The following is a 19,206-nucleotide window of genomic DNA, read 5'->3' as shown; positions in this document are numbered from 1 at the left end:
TAGTGCTCACTCTTCTCCTCATTCAACAGAGGAGCAGACATCATGCGGGCCATCGGTTATCAGACGCCGCTTCCCATCGAAAACCCGGCGTCCCTTCAGGACATCGATCTGCCGAAACCTGTTCCTTCGGGCCGGGATCTTCTGGTGGAAATCAGGGCCGTGTCGGTCAATCCGGTTGATACAAAAGTCCGCCGCAGCGCAACGCCGGAGGCGGGTCAGTGGCGTGTCCTGGGCTGGGATGCCGCAGGCGTTGTCGTCGGCACCGGACCGGACGTCACGGATTTTTCTGTCGGCGATGAGGTCTTTTATGCGGGGGCGATCAATCTCTCAGGGACCAACGCGGAGTTTCATCTGGTCGATGAACGGATTGTTGGTCGCAAACCCCGCTCCCTGAACTGGGCCGAAGCCGCCGCCTTACCGCTGACAGCAATCACCGCCTGGGAGATGCTTTTCGATCGCCTGGACATTCGTCGGCCTGTCCCGGGAACGACGCCGTCCATATTGATCATTGGGGGCGGAGGCGGGGTCAGTTCCATGGCGATCCAGCTGGCCAAGGTTCTGACTGATATCACGGTCATTGCCACGGCTTCGCGCCCCGAAACGCAGGACTGGGTCACATCTCTCGGGGCAGATTACGTGATCGATCACAGCAAGCCTCTGGCCGCACAGGTTGCTGCCCTTCCTACGGGCGCCCCCGGTTTTGTTTTTTCCACGACGCAGACAGATCGGCACCTGGCAGAGATCGTCGAACTTCTAGCCCCTCAGGGACATTTCGGCCTGATTGATGACCCTGCTGAACTCAATGCTGTACCCCTCAAGCGCAAAAGCCTGTCCCTGCATTGGGAGCTGATGTTCACCCGCTCACTGTTCGGAACGGCAGACATCAGCACACAAGGGAAACTCCTGAACGAGGTGTCGCGCCTTCTGGACGAAGGGCGTCTCCGTACGACGCTCGGCAAAAATCTTGGCGCGATCACCGCCGCCAATCTGCGAGAGGCTCACGCTCTGATCGAGAGTGGTCAGGCCAAAGGCAAGATCGTGCTCGAAAGTTTTCCTGCCTGAGCGGAGAGAACCGTGACGAAAACAGTCAAAGCGCTTGAGAGGAGCAGACCTCATGAATGACGAAGAACATCTGATGACCCTGAACCGGACGGGAGGTCGCTTCGATCTGAATAAAATTGCCGCTGCGTTTCCCGAAACGGCGGACACGATGCTGCTGGACACCTATCTGACTGACAAGCCGGAAGCCAGTATCCGGGTCTTCAGGATTTATCGGGAAGTACCGCCGCATTATCATACCCAGTGCGATGAAGTGCTTCATGTCCTCTCCGGGACAGGCACGTTTTGGATCGATGATCCCAAGGAGGAAGCCCCGTTTGCACCCGGCCATCTTCTGGTGTTCCCCCGTCGGGCCGTGCATGCCGTACCCCGCATTCTGAGCCAGCCAGTTGTTTTCCTTGCTATCGACACGCCGCGACGGGCGCCAGATGACGTGGTGTTCGTGGATCCTGCCGACGGTACGCCGTCCGGTTTTATCGCAGGGATCTGACGGCATGGGAGTCATGAAACAGAATCAGCCGCATGCTTTCACAAAAAGAGGCCTGCGCAGGATCGCCATTGCCGTTTTCACGGGTTTCGTTGGGGTATGCGGGCATCCTGATCCTGCCCGTGCTCAGACCATCAGGATTGAGGCGACTACTAACGCAATAGACTGGAACGCCGTAGCGCTTGCTGGCGGTCATGTGTTTGTCTCAGGCCCTCGCTGGAGCGGGTTTTCCGGACCGGCCGTGGGTCTTCTGACAAAGAATGGAAAGATAAAGCCTTTTCCAGATGCTGACTGGAATGGCTGGAAACCCGGGCAGGATGCAACGCATCGGTTTGTCAGCGTCAATGCCCTCCACGTTGCTCCTGACGGCACGCTCTGGGTTGTTGATACTGGAACTCCGTCTTTTGGAGGTGCTCCCATACCTGAAGGAGCCAAACTGGTCCGCATTGATCCGGCAACAGGTCATGTGCTGCGGATCTATCCTCTGGGCCCAGAGATCGCGCAGGCGGGCAGCTATATCGACGATATCCGTTTCAACGGAACGCACGCCTATCTCACGGATGCGGGCAAGGCCGCGCTGATCGTTCTTGATATCAAAACAGGTCAGGCACGTCGTGTTCTGGACAACGATGTTTCCACACGCGCACGGACAGATCGACCGATTGTCATGGACGGGCACGTCGTGGAGAACGGTCCGCATCAGCCGCTTCTGGTGAATGTCGATCCGCTTGAAGTCAGTCCGGACGGGAAATGGCTGTATTTCGGGCCGCTTGAAGGACCGTGGTCTCAAGTTCCCACAGTGTTGCTTGATGATCCCAGTGTGTCATCAACCGATCTGTCTGCGGCTGTAAAGCCTTGGGCAGATTTACCTCCAGTCGGGGGCAGCGCCATGGATGCTGCAGGAAACCTTTACTTCACCAATCTGAAGGATAACGGCGTCTATCGGAGAGACGTTTCGGGAAAGATCACGAAACTGATCTCGGATTCACGTCTGCACTGGGCAGATGCACCGTGTCTTGCTCTGGACGGTCGTCTCTGGCTGCCTGTTGCGCAACTGGACCGGCTTTCGATGTTTCATCAGGGGCATTCCCGCAGTCATCAGCCGTTTCTGCTGGTATCGATCAATCCTCACGTTACCCATACCAGAGATAAGCCATAAGTCTCAGTTTTGAGAGATTTTTCGTGTTTTTTGCGCCAGAGGTTTTTTCCCCATCCGGCCTGATTTTACCCTCGGGAGTGACATGTCGATACAACGTCTGGCGGCTGATCCCCAGTTCAGAACACAGATCTCCAACCTGGGTTTCAGGATCACTCATGGCGGCCTGAGCCAGACGAAGTTTACTAAGGTCATCTTGAAGGGACGGCCACCCTCCCGTCCTCGGGCACGTGCAGAAGCCAGACCTGCGCGTGTGCGTTCAACGATCAATTCCCGCTCGAACTCCGCCAGTCCGGCAAAAATCGCGAAGATCAAGCGACCATTTGCGGTGGTGGTATCGATCGAGGCTCCTTCGCCCGCCAGGACCTTCAACCCGACACCGCGTTTGGTCAGGTCTGGACCGTGCCGCTCAGCATCTTCGTCAGACGGGCATCGCGGTGCCCGATGACGTGCTTGCTCATGTAGCACCACTCGGCTGGGAGCATATTGGCCTGACAGGTGATTATCTTTGGGGCGAAATCCGGCCGCCGCGAGATAATTTCAGGCCTCTTCGGTTGCAATCCGGTTCCTAAAATCCTTAGCGTACGTTTTCGAACAGCCTCTCACTGCTCCCCGGTACTCTGAGCTGCCTTTAGCTAAACCCTGTCGTCCCCGTAACCCAGCACTTCGATCACCCGGCATTCCTCGACCGTACCGCGCGCACACCGATCTAGCGAGCGTTGCAGCTCGGCGCGCAGCGCCACCAGCCTCCCAATCCGTCGGTCAATAGTCTCGACGTGGCGGCGGGCGATAGCGTCCACCTCGCCGCAGGAACGCTCCGGCTGCTCGCTAAGCGTCAGCAATTCACGAATGTCGGCGACCTCGAAGCCCAGCTCGCGGGAATGACGAATAAAGTTGAGCCGGGCGACCTCGTCCGCACCGAAGCGCCTTTGCCGCCCTTCCGTTCGTGTCGGTGTCGGAAGAAGCCCGACGCCTTCGTAGTAGCGGATCGTCGGCACCTTGACCCCAGTGCGCCGCGCCAACTCGCCAATCGAGATCCTCATGGTGCTTTTCCCTTGAAGCTCTAGTGGCTAGAGATTGTAGGGTGATCCCGAGAAGGAGTCACCCATGTCTGAGAACTGCTGCAAGTCCGAGACCGCCTGTTGCGCTCCGCCACCTCTGGTCGTGCCCACGAAAACAGTCACACCAACCGTCGAGGTGACGACATGCGGCACCGTCGAGAATATTTGCTGTCCGAAGGGTGTCCCGGTCTTCGACGGTGTAGACCCGCGCTACAAGCGTGTCCTGTGGACGGTGATCGCGATCAATGGCGCGATGTTCGTGACCGAAATGGCGGCGGGACAGCTCGCTGGCTCGCAAGCCCTCAAGGCCGACGCACTCGACTTCCTGGCCGATACCGTCACCTACGGTTTGAGTCTGGCGGTGATCGGCGCGAGCCACGGCGGCACTCGCCAAGGGCGTCTCGCTGTCGCTGATGGCGCTGTGGGTGTTCGGGTCCACCGTCTACCACACGCTGATCCTCGGCGTTCCGCAGGCCGAGATCATGGGTGCGATCGGCGCTCTGGCGCTGGCCGCGAACCTTGCCTCGGTGTTTCTGCTCCTGCCCTACAAGGATGGCGACGCCAACGTGCGCTCGGTGTGGCTCTGCTCTCGCAACGATGCGATCGGCAACCTGATCGTCATGGCCGCGGCGTTCGGCGTCTGGAGCACCACCAGCGCATGGCCCGACCTTGCGGTGGCCGCGATCATGGCTGGCATATTCCTGTCATCAGCGCTGCAGATCCTGCGGCAGGCATGGGGAGAATATCGAACCGACGAGACTGGCACGAAGGCAGCCGCCGCATAGGGTGAGGATCATGCGCCTATGTCCGCTTCCCGGCAACGCAAAGCGGGCCAGCCACGTCGTAGAAGTAGGCGTAAGCGGACCTGCTGCTTTCGCCTACATCTCGGTCGTAAGGTGGGTCGCTTAGGGTTTTGGTAAGCAGACGTCGTGTGCCAGAAATACGCGCCAGCCCGGCTCATAGCTTTTCAGGCAAGCGGTGTTCCGAGTTGCGTTCACTATAGCGGTTCACTAGATAGTCGGCCCGGTCGCGCAGCAGCCATGTGAATTTCATCAGTTCCTCCATGACATCTACCATCCGGTCATAAAGGGGGGGACGGCTTCATGCGGTCATCGTCACCGAACTGCGTATAGGCCATTGGTACGCTGGACTGGTTGGGGATGGTGAACATCCGCATCCACCGACCCAGCACCCGCAGGGCATTGACGGAATTGAAGCTCTGCGACCCACCCGAAACCTGCATGACCGCCAGCGTGCGGCCCTGCGTCGGGCGGATTGAGCCTTCGGTCAGAGGTAGCCAGTCGATCTGGTTTTTGAATACTGCCGTCATGTTGCCGTGCCGTTCAGGGCTGCACCAGACCTGACCTTCCGACCAGATCGAGAGTTCCCGCAGTTCCTGCACTTTCGGATGGGTCGCGGGCACAGAATCCGCTACCGGCAGGCCGGTCGGGTCGAACACCCGTGTTTCGGCCCCCAGCACTTTCAGGATGCGTTCCGCCTCAAGCACCAATAGGCGGCTGAAGGATCGGGGTCGCAAAGAGCCATAGAGCAGAAGGATACGCGGTGCGTGCGTGGTGCGCTGTGCTGGTTCGAGCTTTGCAAGATCGAGTGGATCAAGAGACTCCGAGTTTAGGGGCGAGAGCGTGTCAGTCATGTTTGTGGTTCCTTCAGCGGGTCGTCACCATCGCCCGCGCCCAACGAGGCCTGCATGTAGAACGTGTCGAGCCAGCGGCCGAATTTGCGGCCCACCGAACGCATCTGCCCAGCATGGGCAAATCCATGGCGCGCATGCAGTGCAATCGATCCGGGTTCACCGCCACCGATCACCGCAATCATCTGGCGAAAGCCCGATGCTTCGGCGTGACCTAACAGATCGGATAATAGGGCTGAACCGACACCTTGCCTGATGTGGTCGGGGTGGACGTAAATCGAATTCTCGCATGTGAAGCTGTAGGCGGGCCTGTCCCTGAATTGCGTGGCATAGGCATAGCCCACCACCTGTTCGTCTTGCACTGCGACGAGAAAGGGCCAATTTCGTGCCCGCACACTTTCGATCTTCTCCTCAGTCTCGGTAAGTGAGCGTGGTTCGTAATCAAAACTTGCTGTGCCATGTTCGACGTGATGGGCATAAATCGCTGCGATGGCGGGGGCGTCAGCAGCACGTACCTGGCGGATACTCGGAACGGACATGTCTCGTTGCCTCTTGTTCTATGTGGCCCGAACCTGCGGGAGACCAGTCTCGACGATGACGATCGCTGGCAGCGCTACTTTGGGCTGCCGTGCGCCATTGATCCCGTGGCGATAATCCGGGTGCGGGCGGAGCGTGTCGTCAGGTTCGGTCATCGCGGTCTTGCTTCCTTTGCACATTACGGGCGGCTGATGGCAGGCAACCACAGGGCCAGCACTGCGAGCGTGACCAGCAGGACAGGCGGGGTGATCGCCAGCCCCACTTTCATATACTGCCCCCATGTGACCCGATGCTTCTTGGATGCCAGCACATGCAACCACAGCAACGTGGCGAGACTGCCGATCGGGGTGAATTTGGGGCCGAGGTCACAACCGATGACATTGGCATAGACCATCAGTTCACGGGTCAGCGGCGTGATGTCGTGAGCCTGCTGGATCGCCAGCGCCCCGACCAGCACACTCGGCATATTGTTCATGATGGACGACAAAACAGCCGCCAGAAAGCCGGTGCCGATCGTAGCGGTGAACGGTCCCTGATGGCCGAGCCAGATCAGTGCGGTTGCAAGGTAGTCGGTCAGCCCGGCATTGCGCAGGCCATACACCACCAGATACATACCCAGCGAGAAGATCACGATCTGCCACGGTGCGCCCCGCAGCACCTTGAGAACAGGGATGACCCGACCATATCCGGCGACGAGTAAGAGGATTCCGGCGGCCAGGCAGGCTACGACACAGACCGGGATATGAAACTGTGCGGTCAGGAAATAGGCCGCCAGAACCAGGGCCAACAGCGGAAAGGCCGCCCGGAATACATGGTGGTCACGAATGGCCGTGGCGGGTGCTGGCAGTTCGGCGACGGGATAGGTCGCAGGCACCTGCCGCCGATACCACAACCACAGAACGGCAAGCGTTGCGCCAAGTGCTACCAGATCGACAGGGACCATGATCGCGGCATAGCGATCGAACGCAATGCCAAAGAAATTGGCGCTGACGATGTTCACCAGATTGGAGATGACCAGCGGCAGGCTTGTGGTGTCTGCGACGAAGCCGGTCGCAATGATGAAGGCCAGGGCTGCGGTATGGCTCAGGCGAAGTTGAGTGAGGATGGCGATGACAATGGGCGTGAGCAGCAGGGCCGCACCATCATTGGCGAAAACCGCCGCAATGGCCGCTCCCAGCACCACGATCAGCGGGAATAGCGTCCGGCCTCGCCCTTTGCCCCAGCGCACGACGTGCAGCGCGGCCCAATGGAAGAATCCGGCCTCATCCAGCAACAGCGAGATGACGATCAGCGCGATGAAGGTGAAAGTCGCGTCCCAGACGATGTGCCAGACGACAGGAATGTCGTGCCAGTGGATCACACCAGCCGCCAGGGCCACGGCGGCACCGGCCATTGCGCTCCAGCCGATACCCAGCCCCCGAGGCTGCCATATGACAAAAACCAGCATGACAACGAAAATCAGAAGCGCCAGCATCAGATGATCCGCTTGCCAGATTCATCGACGATCTTCTCCCCGTCCTCTTTGACGAAAGCGCCTCTCTGCGGGTTGGGCAGGATGTCCAGAACCGCCTCAGACGGACGGCAGAGTGCCCCACCCAGCGGGGTGACGACGATGGGCCGGTTCATCAGGATCGGATGCGCGATCATGGCGTCGATCAGCGCATCATCGCTCCGGGCCGGATTATTGAGGCCGAGTTCGTGAAAGGGCGTACCCTTTTCCCGCAGGATCGAGCGCACCGGAACGCCCATACGGGCGATCAGACTGACCAGTTCCGCACGGCTGGGCGGGGTTTTCAGATATTCGATGATCCGAGGCTCCTCGCCGCTGTTGCGGATCAGTGCCAGCACATTGCGCGACGTGCCGCAGGCCGGGTTGTGGTAGATCGTGATGGTCATGATCGGGCTTCCGGGGAGGGACAGCAGGAGGACAGGGTTGCGACCAGGGGCGCGCAGAGTTCGGGACTGCCCGCGCAGCAGTCCCTGACGAGGAAGAGCATCAGGTCTCGCAGGCGCGGAAGACAAGCGCGATAGACGATCAGCCGGCTATGGCGCTCCGAGGTCAGCAGCCCGGAACGGGCCAGGGTGGCGAGATGGGCCGAGATGGTGTTCTGCGGGACATTGAGATGCCGCGCGACATCTCCGGCGGGTAATCCGTCCGGCTCGTAGCGCACCAGCAGGCGAAAAATCTCCAGCCGTGTAGACTGCGACAGGGCGCTCAGGGCTGCGAGGGTAGATTCTGTGTCCATATATCCAGAATTGTGGATATATCGTCGTAAGTCAAGCTATCCTATGTGAGGAAACGGAGATCACGACTGTCGGCTTCCTCAATTTTTCCGCTCAGACCAGACATTCCGTTTACCCCCTCACAATTCTCCTGTTTGTTCGAGAAAATCAGAACAAAGCGGCGCCAGTCGCCTAAATAGCGGATATAAAAAGCACGATCTCTCACGGCCAAGTTGTGGCCGGTAGCGGAATATCGCCTTCGGCGCAGTGAAGAGGTGATAGCTGCTTACCATCTTCGTTCTTTGATGAAACTGATAAAGGCTCGAAGCGACGCAGGAACATGGTCGCGCCCGTGATAGTAAAGCGAAGGCCCCTTGAAGCTCTGCCACCACGGTAAAAGGATCGGCTCAAGAGCACCGCTGTCGATTTCGCGCTGCATCCAATCCTCATAGAGGTGGACAATTCCGCCTCCCTCGACTGCTGTCGCAATGGCGAGGTCAATCGCATTCGCGTCAACCGTGAGCGGCCCGGTCACGTCAACTTTGATGACCTCACCCGCCCGCTCGAACTCCCAAGGCAACGCTGCACCGCCCCGCACGCTTGCTGGCAGACACCGATGGTCAAGCAAGTCATGCGGATGCTCGGGGCGACCATGACTGGCGAGATAGTCAGGCGAGGCTGCCGTTGCAAACCTTTGCCACTCAGGTCCAATCGGTACAGCGAGCATGTTCTTGGTCAGGTGATCATCGTAACGGATGCCCGCGTCGGACCCTACGGCGAGAATATCCACGAGATCATGCTCAGCGACGACTTCAACCCGCACTTCTGGGTAAGCCTTCGAGAATTCGGGCAAGATACGAGGGAGGATGAGACGTGCGACCCCCAAGGGGACGTTGAGACGTATCGTTCCGCTGGGAGAAACGCGAAAATCGTTGGCACTTTCGAGCGCCGCTTCCATCTCGACCATCACCAGTTGCAGGCGCTCCAGGAGTTGGGCACCGGCTTCCGTCGTGACCACACTCCGTGTCGTCCGGTTGAGCAAGCGGATCTCGAGTTGATCCTCGAGCCGCTTCACGGCCCCGCTGAGACTTGACGCGCTCATGCCCGTTATCTTGGCTGCTTCCCGAAACCCTCCGGCAGTAGCCACGGCAACGAAAGCACGCGTCCCGGCAAAATCAATGCGCATTGTTCAATAATCCGTACATCATGTCGGATAATAACCATCTTATATGGCACAATGAATGCCCTTATGTCTCCTATCGAAGGGGATCAATCATGAACAATCAAACCCGTATCGCGATCATCACTGGCGCAAGCCGTGGCATGGGGCGCGATACTGCTCTACGACTGGCTCAACGCGGAATAACCTCGATCATCACCTACAACACGGGTCGCGGCGAAGCGGACGAAGTGGTCCAGGCGATCCGGCAGGCCGGCGCACAAGCGGTGGCCCTTCAGCTTGACGTGGGTCAGGCGGCCAGCTTTGAGCACTTCACGGCAAATGTCCGTAAGGCTTTGGAAATTTTGGGCGCGGTGCGCTTCGATTATTTGGTTAACAACGCTGGCATTTCCTCTGCCGCGACGCTGGCCGATGGAACGGAGGTCGAGTTAGACACTCAATTCGCGGTACATTTCAAAGGCCCGTATTTGCTAACCCAGGCATTGCTGCCGCTGATGAACGACGGCGGACGGATCGTGAATATCTCATCGGGCCTCGCGCGCTTCGCGTTCCCGGGACGGACGATTTACGGTCCGATGAAAGCGGCTGTCGAAGCACTAACACGCTACATGGCGCTTGAACTGGGACCGCGCGGCATCTCTGCAAATGTCGTTGCCCCCGGGGCTATTGCAACGGATTTCAGCGGCGGCATCGTGCGCGACAATCCTGAAGTCAACAAGGCGCTGGCATCACATACCGCGCTCGGGCGCGTAGGTGGACCTGAAGATGTCGGACCGGTAATCGCGAGTTTACTGTCCGACGAGTTTGGATGGGTCAACGCTCAACGCATCGAGGTCGCGGGCGGCATCCACATCTGATCAGTTCGGGAAGAGGATGCCGTAAGTGAGCATACGCCGCTTCGCGTACGAATGGCGGGATGCGTCCGGAGCGTGGTTCAGGTCGCACGGGAACGAGAACTGGGAGTTCGATGAAAACGGGCTGATGCGTTACCGCGCCGCGTCCATCAACGACCAACCCATTTCAGCTGATAGCCGCCTGTTCCACTGGCCTGAAAAGCGGCGTCCGGACAGCCATCCCAGCCTTTCGGCGCTGGGTCTGTGACTGCCCGGACGTGCTCTCTTACGGTGTGGAGCGGAACGCCTTGCGGCCTTCCATATCCAGGGCCGCGAAGTCCTCGTCGGAGAGTGTAATGTTCGCAGCGGCTACATTCTGTTCCAGATGGACAACTTTGGACGTGCCCGGAATTGGCAGCATCACCAGGCTGCGTTTCAGGATCCAGGCCAGTGCGATCTGGCTTGGATGAGCCTCATATTTTCGTGCCATGATGTCCAGAATCGAACCCGGCTTCGCGAGATCGCCAGCCGCCAACGGAAACCATGGGATGAATCCGATGTTTTGCGCGGTGCAGTAGTCGAGCACGTCCTCACTGGTGCGATCGACCAGATTATAGCGGTTCTGGACGGTCGCCACGTCAAAGAACTTTGACGCCGCCTTGATGTCGTCGACGGAAACCTCGCTCAGCCCCGCATGACGGATCAGTTTCTGGTCGATGAAAGATCTGATCGCATCGAACTGTTCGTCCGCCGGCACTTTGGGGTCGATCCGGTGCAGCTGCCACAGATCGATCTGTTCGACGCCGAGATTGCGCAGGCTCTTGTGCACCTGCTGGAGCAGATATTCCGGACGCCCTACGGGCTTCCAGATGTCGGGTCCCGAGCGGGTCAGGCCGCCCTTGGTCGCGATCACCACCCCTTCGGGATACGGATGCAGCGCTTCCCGGATCAGCCATTCCGAGACATCCGGACCATAGGAATCCGCCGTATCGATGAAGTTGATGCCGAGTTCGGGAAGACGTTTCAGAGTGCGGACGGCCTCATCACGATCGGCGGGCGGACCCCATATCCCCGGCCCCGTAATGCGCATGGCACCGAAACCAAGCCGGTTGATCTCGAGATCGCCGCCGATCCTGAATGTGCCGGATCGGGAGGCGTTGGAAGTTGAAGCGATCATGTCTTCGGTCCTTGTTTCCCTCTGGGGAAAGCAGCCATTCCGTCAGGCTGCGAAGCCACCATCGATGGTGTACGCGGCGCCTGTGATGATGCCGGCCTCTGGTCCGGCAAGATACGCCACCAGCCCAGCAATCTCCGAGCCGGTGGCATGGCGCTTGATTGCCATGAAACCATGCATCACGTCCTTTAGCGGCCCCTCTGCAGGGTTCATGTCGGTATCGGTCGGCCCGGGCTGGACGACATTGACGGTGATCCCGCGCACGCCGAAATCCCGCGCCAGTCCCCGGGTCATGCCCTGTAATGCCGATTTGCTGGCGCTGTAGGCCGCAAGCCCGGCCATCGGCATACGGTCGGCATTGGCGGAACCGATGAAGATGATGCGGCCCCCGTCGGGCATGGTCCGGGCGGCAGCAACGGCCGCATGATAAGGCGCATGGATATTGATGCGAAACAGCCGGTCGACCTCATCCGGGGGGATATCCAGCGGATCGCCCGCGCCAAGAATGCCGGAATTGACGACCAGAACGTCGAGCGGACCAATTGAGCCGATCAGCGCGATGAGAGCGTCACGGTCGCCACTATCGGCGCGGAGGGCCTCGCTTCCGGTCTCGGTCGCCAGAACTTCGGCATCGTCCGGGGAAGACCAATACGTGAAAAGGACTTTCGCTCCATCCGAAGCGAAACGGCGCACGATGGCGGCCCCAATTCCGCGACTGCCGCCAAGCACGAGAACGGATTTACCCTCAAAGCCGCTCATGACTGCGCCTCCCGCGACGCCAGGATCTCAGCCAATCTATCAAAGGCTGGCTGATAGATATCTGTTGGCATCCGGGCCTTCATACTGGCGGCGTGCTCAACAGGCGCTTCGAACTGCCCCCGCCACTGAATGAACGTGCCGTCGCTCGCCGTGATGGGAAGGAGGCTGATCGTAGAGCGATAGTTCCGGATCGGCAGAGCGGATTCAACGATCGAGAACGTCACCGCATGATCGACATCGGACAAGGCCAGAAGCTGCTCACGGATGAGGCCGACATCGCCCATCTCAACACGGCGGATTGCCCCGACACGGTCACCGGACTCATCACCTTCAATCACGCAGCTTTTGACGCCCGGCAACCAGCGTCCAAGGGCGCCGAAATCACGGACCAACTGCCAGACGGAGGGAACCGATGCAGGAATGACGCTGCTGGCCATAACATGGATCATGGGGCCACTCCTGGCTGTGAGTATCTGAATGTCATAGCGACTGGCCTCCCGTCACCTCGATGCGCTGACCATTCACCCAACGCATGTCGTCAGACAGAAGGGCACGGATTGCGGCACCAATGTCGTCGGGTTGTCCGACCCGCCCCAGAGGCGTGATTTCTGCAAGGCTTTTGTTGATCGTGGCATCGTCACGGACCAGACCTCCGCCGAAATCCGATGCGATCGCGCCAGGGGCGACAGCATTGACGGTAATCCCCCGCTCGCCCAGCTCTTTTGCCATGTAGAGCGAGATGACTTCGGTTGCGGCTTTCATGGCTGAATAAGGCCCATGATCCGTCAGGTAGAAACGCGTCGCGGCAGAGGTGATGTTGAGAATACGGCCGCCGTCCCGGATCAGAGGCAGAAGGGCCACCGTCAGAAGATAGGGGCCTTTGAAATGGATATTGTACTGGTTATCGAGTTGTTCTGACGTGGCCGCATCGAAGCGAGTGTGAATGATATTGCCCGCGTTTTGGACGACATAACTCAGCGTGCTGTGCCCGAACTCATGCGTGAGAAGTGCTTTGACCTGCCCGGAAAAATCCGCGAACGATTCATGGTCCACGATATCCAGCTTCAACATGCACAGTTTTGCGCTTTCGCCGACGAGGGCTGCTTCGGCAGCTTTCGCCTCGTCTTCGTTGGAGTGATAGGTCCCGATCACGTTGATGCCCGAGGCAATCAGATGCTTCGCGATACTGTATCCGATGCCGCGATTGGCACCCGTGACGAATGCAATGTCCTGTTTGGTCATAACCGGATTCCTTGGCCGAGACACGGCGATATGTTCCGGAATTAAATTCCGTACCGATTGGTACATAATAGGCTCGCAGGACATGGTCAAGGAATTATGGATCGTCCGGTACTGAAGACGCAGCTTTAAGACCCGAGTTGTGCCGGGATCGTTATCATCTGTCTGACTGTTTTCCTGCCTCTGGTGTCACCGCATTGGCATCCCACAACGTCAGAAGAGAGGTAATTGCCGCATCCAGATGCGTTGACGTCATCCCATCCCTGGCTTCGCACGTCATGCCATGGAAAAACGTCGCGAGAATACCGGGCAACGCCTCTGTTGCTGCGCAATCCTGCAACACGCCGTGGGCAATCGCCCGTTCCACGCAGGCCTTGATGCCAGCCCGCGTCCGCTGTCGCTCCTCCGCAAGAAGAACCTGAACAGGTTCGTTTTCGGGCGAACAGTTGCTGGCACCCGATACGACCAGACAGCCACAGGGATGCGTCCGGGCCGCCTGCATGCGCGCCGAACCACGCAACGTCCGTTCAATCGAATCGCGCGGCGCCAGATTTTCGTCCCATAAGGGCGCCATGACCTGCCCGTAGGTCGCCAGATAATGCTGCACGACTTCGCGGAACAGGGCTTCTTTCGAGCCAAACGCAGCATAGAAACTCGCGGGCGAAATATTGCCCATGCAGGACTTGAGCTGCGTCAGGGACGTCGGCTCGTAGCCCTGCGCCCAGAAAAGCGCCGTGGCGGCGTCAATTGCCTTGTCCCTGTCAAACTCACGGGGACGCCCTGTCCGCGCCATGGTGCTGCTCCTGCCGAAAGACTTTCATATTAAGTGATCCAGAAGTGATTGCCAAGATTTTGCAGCCCTCATATATATACCAACCGATCCACATATGAGAGCCGCATGACCCTCACTCCGACATCACCCGGGCAGAGCACCGATGACGGGCTGCCCGTAGCCGGTCTGCTCGCACTGGCCATGACCGGCTTCATCTGCATCATGACCGAAACCCTCCCGGCCGGTCTGCTGCCCCAGATCGGGGCCAGTCTGCATATTTCTCCGGCGCTGGCAGGGCAGATGGTCACGGCTTATGCCCTCGGCTCCCTGAGTGCCGCGATCCCCCTGACACTCGCTACGCAGCGATGGCGGCGGAGGCGCGTTCTTCTGCTGGCGATCATCGGGTTTGTGATCTTCAATTCAATCACAGCGTTTTCGACGCATTACGGCGTCACCCTTGTGGCCCGCTACGGCGCGGGTGCGGCAGCGGGTCTCGCCTGGGCATTGCTGGCGGGCTACGCGCGCAGGATGGTGACGCGTTCCCAGCAGGGGCGTGCTCTGGCTATTGCCATGGTGGGCACGCCGATCGCGCTTTCTCTGGGCGTTCCGGCGGGAACATGGTTGGGCGCTGCTGTGGGCTGGCGACTGGCTTTCGGGGTCATGTCGGCATCAACCCTGCTGCTGATCGTCTGGGTTCTGGCAAAGGTCCCAGATTTTCCTGGCACCTCGCATCACGAGCGTCTGCCGTTCCGGCATGTTCTGGCAACACCCGGCGTGCGACCTGTTCTGGGCGTTGTGATGGCCTGGATGCTCGCGCATAATCTGCTCTACACCTATATCGTGCCGTTCATCACACCGGCGGGGCTGGCGGGGCAGGCAGATCGCATTCTGCTGCTCTTCGGGGTTGCCGCTCTGGTCGGGATCTGGCTGACCAGTCGCACGGTCGATCACGCTCTGCGCCTGTCCGTCCTGATCAGTCTGGCCATATTCGCAGTCGTGGCAGCGGCTTTCACAATCGGATCAGCGTCCCCCACGGTGATCATGATCGGTGTCGCGATATGGGGCCTGACCTTCGGAGGGGCTGCGACGTTGCTCCAGACCGCACTCGCTGATGCGGCCGGCGATGGTGTGGACGTCGCCTTGTCGATCAATGTCGTCGCCTGGAACAGTGCCATAGCCGGTGGAGGACTTCTGGGGGGTGTGTTGCTTAATACATGGGGTGCCGTGTCATTCCCCTGGGCTGTATTGGGACTCCTGGCTATTGGCTTAGTGGTTGCATGGAAAGCGCGGTCCCATGGCTTTCCACCCGGTCACCGACTTGGGCAAAGATAAACGCATTTATGCCATCGAATGCGTGTTCCCGCAGACTTCAGGTCATTACCCGAATGATTGGTCGGACCTTTCTGCCTCGGGATTATGAGTGACCAAAAATGTCCCCTCCTCGGACGCAGGAGTTCATGTCACGGCGCTGTACCCCGGGTCATTCCGTACAGACTGAGCCGGACGTTCGATGGTCAGGACCGAGCGTTCGATCGCGAACTACGACACTCCGCTCGAGCCAGGCTGCACGACACGAGAGGGATGGTACGCAACTGGGATATCCGGCGAAACGCGCCGCCGCAGTGATTCAGCTTGTTGCGTCGAATGTTCCCTCCACAGTAACTCCTCCTGGGGAGCGAAGCTCTGTGTCTGGTTCGTGAACGTATCTCTCGCCTGGGAGAAATTTCTGATTGGGAGGAACTAACTCGACCGACGGATGGCTGACGTTTTCGGCGAGCGGTGGTGGCTGTCGGAAAGCGGATTTTCCGAGCCCAATATCAATTAAAAGGCGACTGCTGTCATGGCCGACGTGCCGGCTGTTGGGAACTCACGGGGCAAATTTTCTGTCAGCCGCTCCCAGTTTCCATGCGCAAATGCCTGCCTGTCGGCCCCATCCAGACCGCAGTTTTTGAGAAAGCCTCGCGCATCGCTGCCGGGGCGATATTGATAAGGGTAGTCGGTGGAGAACGGCAGCCGGTCACGACCGACGATCCGTTCTGCCTGTTTCAGATAATGCGGCAGGAAGATGCCGCTCGCCGTGACATACAGGTTGCGACGGAAATATGTCGCCATGGGATGGTTCAACCCGGAAACGCGATCCATGGTGGCGATACGCTCGGCATAGAACAGGACCAGTTCGCCCCAGTGACCCAGAATAACCTGCAGGTCAGGAAAGCGGTCGAAATGGCCTGCCAGCACCAGACGCAGGAACTGGATGCCAGCGTCATAATGCCAGCCGAGACCAAAACAGGAAAACGCGGCGTCCACCTGCGGGCTGAACCCGGAATAGTAGGCATCCCGGACCGCCTTTTCCGGTGCTCTCGGATGAAGGAGGATTGGCGCCTTCAAGGCCGTAGCACTCTGGAAGATCGGGAGCAGGTCGGCGTGGTCCAGATTGCGATGACCCACGCGCCCGCACAGCATCGTTCCCTTGAAGCCGAGTTCCCTGACGCAGCGTTCGAGTTCCAGGGCGGCTTCGTCGGGCATCGCAACAGGCAGCGTCGCCAGCGCCTGAAAGCGATCCGGATGGCGGGCGACCGCCTCCGCTACGGCATCGTTCACGCGGCGCGCCAGATCGATACTGTTGGGTCCGAGGTCGTGCAGTGACGGCGTGGTGAGTGACAAGACCTGCCGGGTGATTGAAGTGCTGGGCTACGGGGACGACCGGGTTTAGCGAAAAGCAGCTCAGAGGCGTTAGCAGACCTGTTGCTAACGCCTACATCCCGGACATTCGAGACCGTGGGGTGTTTTTCCGAAAGTGGACGTCGTCAGCGAGCGAGAACTTTCCGACAAACCGTATATACTGTGTCGTGAAGCCAGCGGTGGGCAAGGCGCAGAACTTTGATCCGATAGAGGTCATTCCCGATATTAACCGCTAGCTCGATGTTTTTGCCCGCGAAAGGATCGATCTCAATACGGTTTGGCGGAGACACATATCCGGGAACCCGGCGAAGCCGAAACTGGCAACTTCATGAAGTCGATAAAAGCGCGCATCGCCGCCGGCATATGTCGCCGACCGGAGAAATAGAGATGAAAGCCAATGAACGGCTTGCACCAAAGATCCAGCACGCGAATGAGTGCTCCAGCCTCAATATGGGGCAGCGCCACACCCTCAGTCAGATAGGCAAGCCCCACACCCTGCAGGGCGGCCGACAGCAGTATGTCGGTGTCGTTCACCGTCAACGCGCTTTTGACATTAACCTCAAAAGCGCCATCGGGCCCTTCGAACCGCCAAGGTTGTAATACACCGGTTTCGAGCCAGCGATAGGTGAGGCATGGTAGTCCGGTCAGATCGGCAGGAGACTCAAGCTTTGTGTGTGCGCTCAGAAAGTCCGGCGTCGCGACGACGACCATGCGGAGATCCGGAGTCAGTGGCACCGAGATCATGTCCTGATCGACGATTGCGCCGGACCGAACTCCAGCATCATAACCCTTGGCGATAACGTCCGTGAGGGCATCGTCTATCGCAAGATCGAGACTGATTTCAGGATAGGCCTCCCGAAAGGCGGCCAGCCGGGGCATGATGATGAGTTGTGCCGCTGCGCGTGGCAGGTTGATCCGTAAACGACCGCGCGGCCGTTGTTGAGAGACTGTAACATCGCGCACAGCGGCGTCGACCTCGGCAACCGCGGGGCGAAGCCGATCAAGCAGGGCTTGCCCGGCTTCGGTCGGAGCGACGCTGCGGGTCGTACGATGCAGCAGCCGGGCACCGATACGCTCCTCCAGTGCACGCAGACTATGGCTCAATGCGGACGGAGAGATGCTCAGGCGGCGAGCCGCCGCACGAAAGCTGCGCTCCTGTGCGATCGCCATAAAGGCCATCAGTTCCGCATATTCCGAACCGCGCATACTGGTGATTCCTGTTCAACACCCTGTTCACATTATAGATCATTAATACATCTATCGATCAGCGTCATATTCATCATCGTTGCCCGCTTCAGAGGGCAGATTTGGGATAAATGATGACAATGAAACAATGGGAAATGACCGGTATCGGGCGCGAACAACTCGTTCTTTGTGAGCGCCCGATACCGGTGCCGGGACCACATGAAGTGCTTGTGAAGGTCCGTGCAGTTGCGCTCAATCATCGCGATAAGATGGTTATCGAAAGCGGGCGGGGCCTGCCTTTGCAGTTCCCGTTCACTCCGGGATCCGATCTGGCCGGTGAGGTGATATCTCTGGGTGAGGCAGCGGATCGCTTTTCTGTCGGCGACCGTGTGATCTCCTGCTTCACGCCGGAGTGGATTGACGGCACCCGGCCTGGGACGGGGCGGATACCCGCGTATCGGACGCTTGGCGGGTTCTATCCGGGCGTGCTTGCGGAATACGTTGTCCTGCCCGAGGAATGGCTGACAGCAGCGCCTGCCACGCTCGACGACGCGCACGCCTGTACGCTCCCTTGCGCGGGGGTCACCGCGTGGTTCGCGTTGGCCGAGCGCGGCCGGGTGCGTGCTGGCGAAACGGTGCTGATTCTGGGAACGGGCGGCGTTGCCCTATTCGGTCTGATGTTTGCCAAGCTGCAGGGAGCAGAGGTGATCGTGTCAACTGTCCCGGATAAGTTCGACCGCGTAAGGGCGCTCGGTGCGGACCGGGTCGTGGACCGAAACCGCACTGACTGGCTCGATGACATCTACGCGCTGACTGAGGATCGAGGAGTGGATCACATCCTTGAGACGGTCGGCGGCGACCATCTCGGCTGCTCAGTCGAGGCGGCAGCAATAGGCGGGCATATCTATCAAATCGGGGCGCTGGCCGGCTTTGATATCTCCTCGCCTGTTATGCCGTTGCTGATGAAGGACGTTACGATCCATGGCATAGCCACGGGACATCGTCGCGCTCTCGAGAACATGGTGCGTGCCATTGATCGCAATCATGCTGTACCTGTGATCGACAGCCGTTTTTCTCTCGCCAGTCTTCCGCTGGCTCTGGATCGTCTCGACAACGGACCGTTCGGCAAGATCGTAATCGAGTTGCCTGACGAAGTGCGATGTCAGGAAAATTTCTGATGCCGACTTTTTCTGAAGATTGATGATCAA

The 19,206-nt window shown here is 59.1% G+C and carries 22 protein-coding genes and 4 pseudogenes; 10 read left to right on the top strand and 16 right to left on the bottom strand.

All coding sequences use genetic code 11. The features are described 5' to 3' along the window. Window positions 1–42 precede the first annotated feature (42 nt). Genes M2305_RS15310 through M2305_RS15300 form a run of 3 tightly spaced genes read left to right on the top strand, consistent with a single transcriptional unit; the run spans window position 43 to window position 2,705 of the window. Window positions 43–1,062 (top strand): zinc-binding alcohol dehydrogenase family protein, encoded by a 1,020-nt coding sequence (locus M2305_RS15310; RefSeq protein WP_015075040.1) that lies wholly within the window; start codon window positions 43–45, stop codon window positions 1,060–1,062. A gap of 52 nt (window positions 1,063–1,114) precedes the next feature. Further along, window positions 1,115–1,549 carry a cupin domain-containing protein gene (locus M2305_RS15305; protein WP_015075041.1) on the top strand — a complete coding sequence of 145 codons (435 nt, stop codon included), beginning with the start codon at window positions 1,115–1,117 and terminating at the stop codon, window positions 1,547–1,549. 13 nt (window positions 1,550–1,562) lie between these two features. Further along, complete coding sequence (locus M2305_RS15300) at window positions 1,563–2,705, top strand: major royal jelly family protein (protein ID WP_224777931.1); 1,143 nt, start codon at window positions 1,563–1,565, stop codon at window positions 2,703–2,705. 153 nt (window positions 2,706–2,858) lie between these two features. Here M2305_RS15300 and M2305_RS16400 read toward each other — a convergent pair whose 3' ends face one another. Further along, on the bottom strand, window positions 2,859–3,170 hold the full coding sequence (locus tag M2305_RS16400) for a recombinase family protein (RefSeq protein WP_029495880.1): 312 nt from the start codon (window positions 3,168–3,170) through the stop codon (window positions 2,859–2,861). On the opposite strand from M2305_RS16400, the pseudogene M2305_RS15290 reads away from it, so the two are divergent. Next, window positions 3,098–3,274 (top strand): annotated as a pseudogene (locus M2305_RS15290) (Tn3 family transposase); the annotation flags it as partial. The gene M2305_RS16400 and the pseudogene M2305_RS15290 overlap by 73 nt on opposite strands. A gap of 63 nt (window positions 3,275–3,337) precedes the next feature. Here M2305_RS15290 and M2305_RS15285 read toward each other — a convergent pair. Then, on the bottom strand, window positions 3,338–3,745 hold the full coding sequence (locus M2305_RS15285; protein WP_015075046.1) for a MerR family transcriptional regulator: 408 nt from the start codon (window positions 3,743–3,745) through the stop codon (window positions 3,338–3,340). Between the two features lie 64 nt (window positions 3,746–3,809). Between M2305_RS15285 and M2305_RS16320 the strand changes: the two are divergent. Both M2305_RS16320 and M2305_RS15275 read left to right on the top strand, forming a co-directional pair. Next, window positions 3,810–4,082 (top strand): annotated as a pseudogene (locus tag M2305_RS16320) (hypothetical protein); the annotation flags it as partial. Between the two features lie 94 nt (window positions 4,083–4,176). Continuing rightward, window positions 4,177–4,548, top strand: coding sequence for a cation transporter (locus tag M2305_RS15275; protein WP_015075048.1), 372 nt, complete (start codon window positions 4,177–4,179; stop codon window positions 4,546–4,548). A 172-nt stretch (window positions 4,549–4,720) separates the two neighbouring features. Here the strand turns inward: M2305_RS15275 and arsH are convergent. From arsH to M2305_RS15240, 7 genes and pseudogenes are all read right to left on the bottom strand, one after another. Continuing rightward, a pseudogene (gene arsH / locus M2305_RS15270) lies at window positions 4,721–5,417 on the bottom strand (arsenical resistance protein ArsH). Further along, window positions 5,414–5,953, bottom strand: coding sequence for a GNAT family N-acetyltransferase (locus M2305_RS15265; protein WP_062020797.1), 540 nt, complete (start codon window positions 5,951–5,953; stop codon window positions 5,414–5,416). The pseudogene arsH and the gene M2305_RS15265 overlap by 4 nt, the downstream one beginning before the upstream one ends. Window positions 5,954–5,971: 18 nt before the next feature. Then, entirely contained in the window at window positions 5,972–6,106 is a 135-nt protein-coding gene (locus tag M2305_RS15260) for a hypothetical protein (protein WP_255308583.1), read from the bottom strand. Window positions 6,107–6,129: 23 nt separating this feature from the next. Further along, a complete protein-coding gene (locus M2305_RS15255; protein WP_276556599.1) occupies window positions 6,130–7,425 on the bottom strand; it encodes an arsenic transporter in 1,296 nt (431 codons plus the stop codon). Continuing rightward, window positions 7,425–7,847 carry an arsenate reductase (glutaredoxin) gene (arsC, locus tag M2305_RS15250; protein WP_062028259.1) on the bottom strand — a complete coding sequence of 141 codons (423 nt, stop codon included), beginning with the start codon at window positions 7,845–7,847 and terminating at the stop codon, window positions 7,425–7,427. The genes M2305_RS15255 and arsC overlap by 1 nt, the downstream gene beginning before the upstream one ends. Then, a complete protein-coding gene (locus M2305_RS15245; RefSeq protein WP_062028250.1) occupies window positions 7,844–8,197 on the bottom strand; it encodes an ArsR/SmtB family transcription factor in 354 nt (117 codons plus the stop codon). The genes arsC and M2305_RS15245 overlap by 4 nt, the downstream gene beginning before the upstream one ends. A gap of 263 nt (window positions 8,198–8,460) precedes the next feature. After that, the gene (locus M2305_RS15240) at window positions 8,461–9,360 is read right to left on the bottom strand and encodes a LysR family transcriptional regulator (RefSeq protein WP_211514824.1); all 900 of its coding nucleotides are present in this window, start codon (window positions 9,358–9,360) and stop codon (window positions 8,461–8,463) included. An 89-nt stretch (window positions 9,361–9,449) separates the two neighbouring features. Here M2305_RS15240 and M2305_RS15235 point away from each other — a divergent pair, with 89 nt between their 5' ends. Then, a complete protein-coding gene (locus M2305_RS15235) occupies window positions 9,450–10,211 on the top strand; it encodes an SDR family NAD(P)-dependent oxidoreductase (RefSeq protein WP_211514823.1) in 762 nt (253 codons plus the stop codon). Window positions 10,212–10,248: 37 nt separating this feature from the next. After that, window positions 10,249–10,455: pseudogene (locus M2305_RS15230) on the top strand (DUF1348 family protein); the annotation flags it as partial. Window positions 10,456–10,473: 18 nt separating this feature from the next. Here the strand turns inward: M2305_RS15230 and M2305_RS15225 are convergent. From M2305_RS15225 to M2305_RS15205, 5 genes are all read right to left on the bottom strand, one after another. Next, window positions 10,474–11,364, bottom strand: a complete 891-nt coding sequence (locus M2305_RS15225) for an aldo/keto reductase (protein ID WP_211514822.1) — start codon at window positions 11,362–11,364, stop codon at window positions 10,474–10,476. Window positions 11,365–11,406: 42 nt separating this feature from the next. Continuing rightward, window positions 11,407–12,120: an SDR family oxidoreductase gene (bdcA, locus tag M2305_RS15220; RefSeq protein ID WP_211514821.1), complete on the bottom strand. Its 714-nt coding sequence runs from the start codon at window positions 12,118–12,120 to the stop codon at window positions 11,407–11,409. Continuing rightward, window positions 12,117–12,569: an SRPBCC family protein gene (locus M2305_RS15215; protein WP_211514820.1), complete on the bottom strand. Its 453-nt coding sequence runs from the start codon at window positions 12,567–12,569 to the stop codon at window positions 12,117–12,119. Before M2305_RS15215 ends, bdcA begins: the two co-directional genes overlap by 4 nt. A gap of 31 nt (window positions 12,570–12,600) precedes the next feature. Then, a complete protein-coding gene (locus M2305_RS15210) occupies window positions 12,601–13,362 on the bottom strand; it encodes an SDR family NAD(P)-dependent oxidoreductase (RefSeq protein WP_211514985.1) in 762 nt (253 codons plus the stop codon). A gap of 154 nt (window positions 13,363–13,516) precedes the next feature. Further along, a complete protein-coding gene (locus tag M2305_RS15205; protein WP_211514855.1) occupies window positions 13,517–14,152 on the bottom strand; it encodes a TetR/AcrR family transcriptional regulator in 636 nt (211 codons plus the stop codon). Window positions 14,153–14,257: 105 nt separating this feature from the next. Between M2305_RS15205 and M2305_RS15200 the strand changes: the two genes are divergently transcribed. Further along, window positions 14,258–15,463 carry an MFS transporter gene (locus M2305_RS15200; RefSeq protein WP_211514856.1) on the top strand — a complete coding sequence of 402 codons (1,206 nt, stop codon included), beginning with the start codon at window positions 14,258–14,260 and terminating at the stop codon, window positions 15,461–15,463. 489 nt (window positions 15,464–15,952) lie between these two features. Here the strand turns inward: M2305_RS15200 and M2305_RS15195 are convergent, their stop codons facing one another. Next, on the bottom strand, window positions 15,953–16,795 hold the full coding sequence (locus M2305_RS15195) for an amidohydrolase family protein (RefSeq protein ID WP_249211494.1): 843 nt from the start codon (window positions 16,793–16,795) through the stop codon (window positions 15,953–15,955). Between the two features lie 285 nt (window positions 16,796–17,080). Beyond that, window positions 17,081–18,019: a LysR family transcriptional regulator gene (locus M2305_RS15190; protein WP_211514857.1), complete on the bottom strand. Its 939-nt coding sequence runs from the start codon at window positions 18,017–18,019 to the stop codon at window positions 17,081–17,083. Window positions 18,020–18,129: 110 nt separating this feature from the next. Between M2305_RS15190 and M2305_RS15185 the strand changes: the two genes are divergently transcribed. Next, entirely contained in the window at window positions 18,130–19,176 is a 1,047-nt protein-coding gene (locus tag M2305_RS15185; RefSeq protein WP_211514858.1) for a zinc-dependent alcohol dehydrogenase family protein, read from the top strand. The last annotated feature ends 30 nt before the right edge of the window (window positions 19,177–19,206 follow it).

Source organism: Gluconobacter cerinus, from assembly GCF_025961355.1.
Classification (GTDB): Bacteria; Pseudomonadota; Alphaproteobacteria; order Acetobacterales; family Acetobacteraceae; genus Gluconobacter; species Gluconobacter cerinus.
The sequence above is the reverse complement of the archived record's forward strand: the minus strand, read 5'-3'. Positions and strand labels throughout refer to the sequence as shown.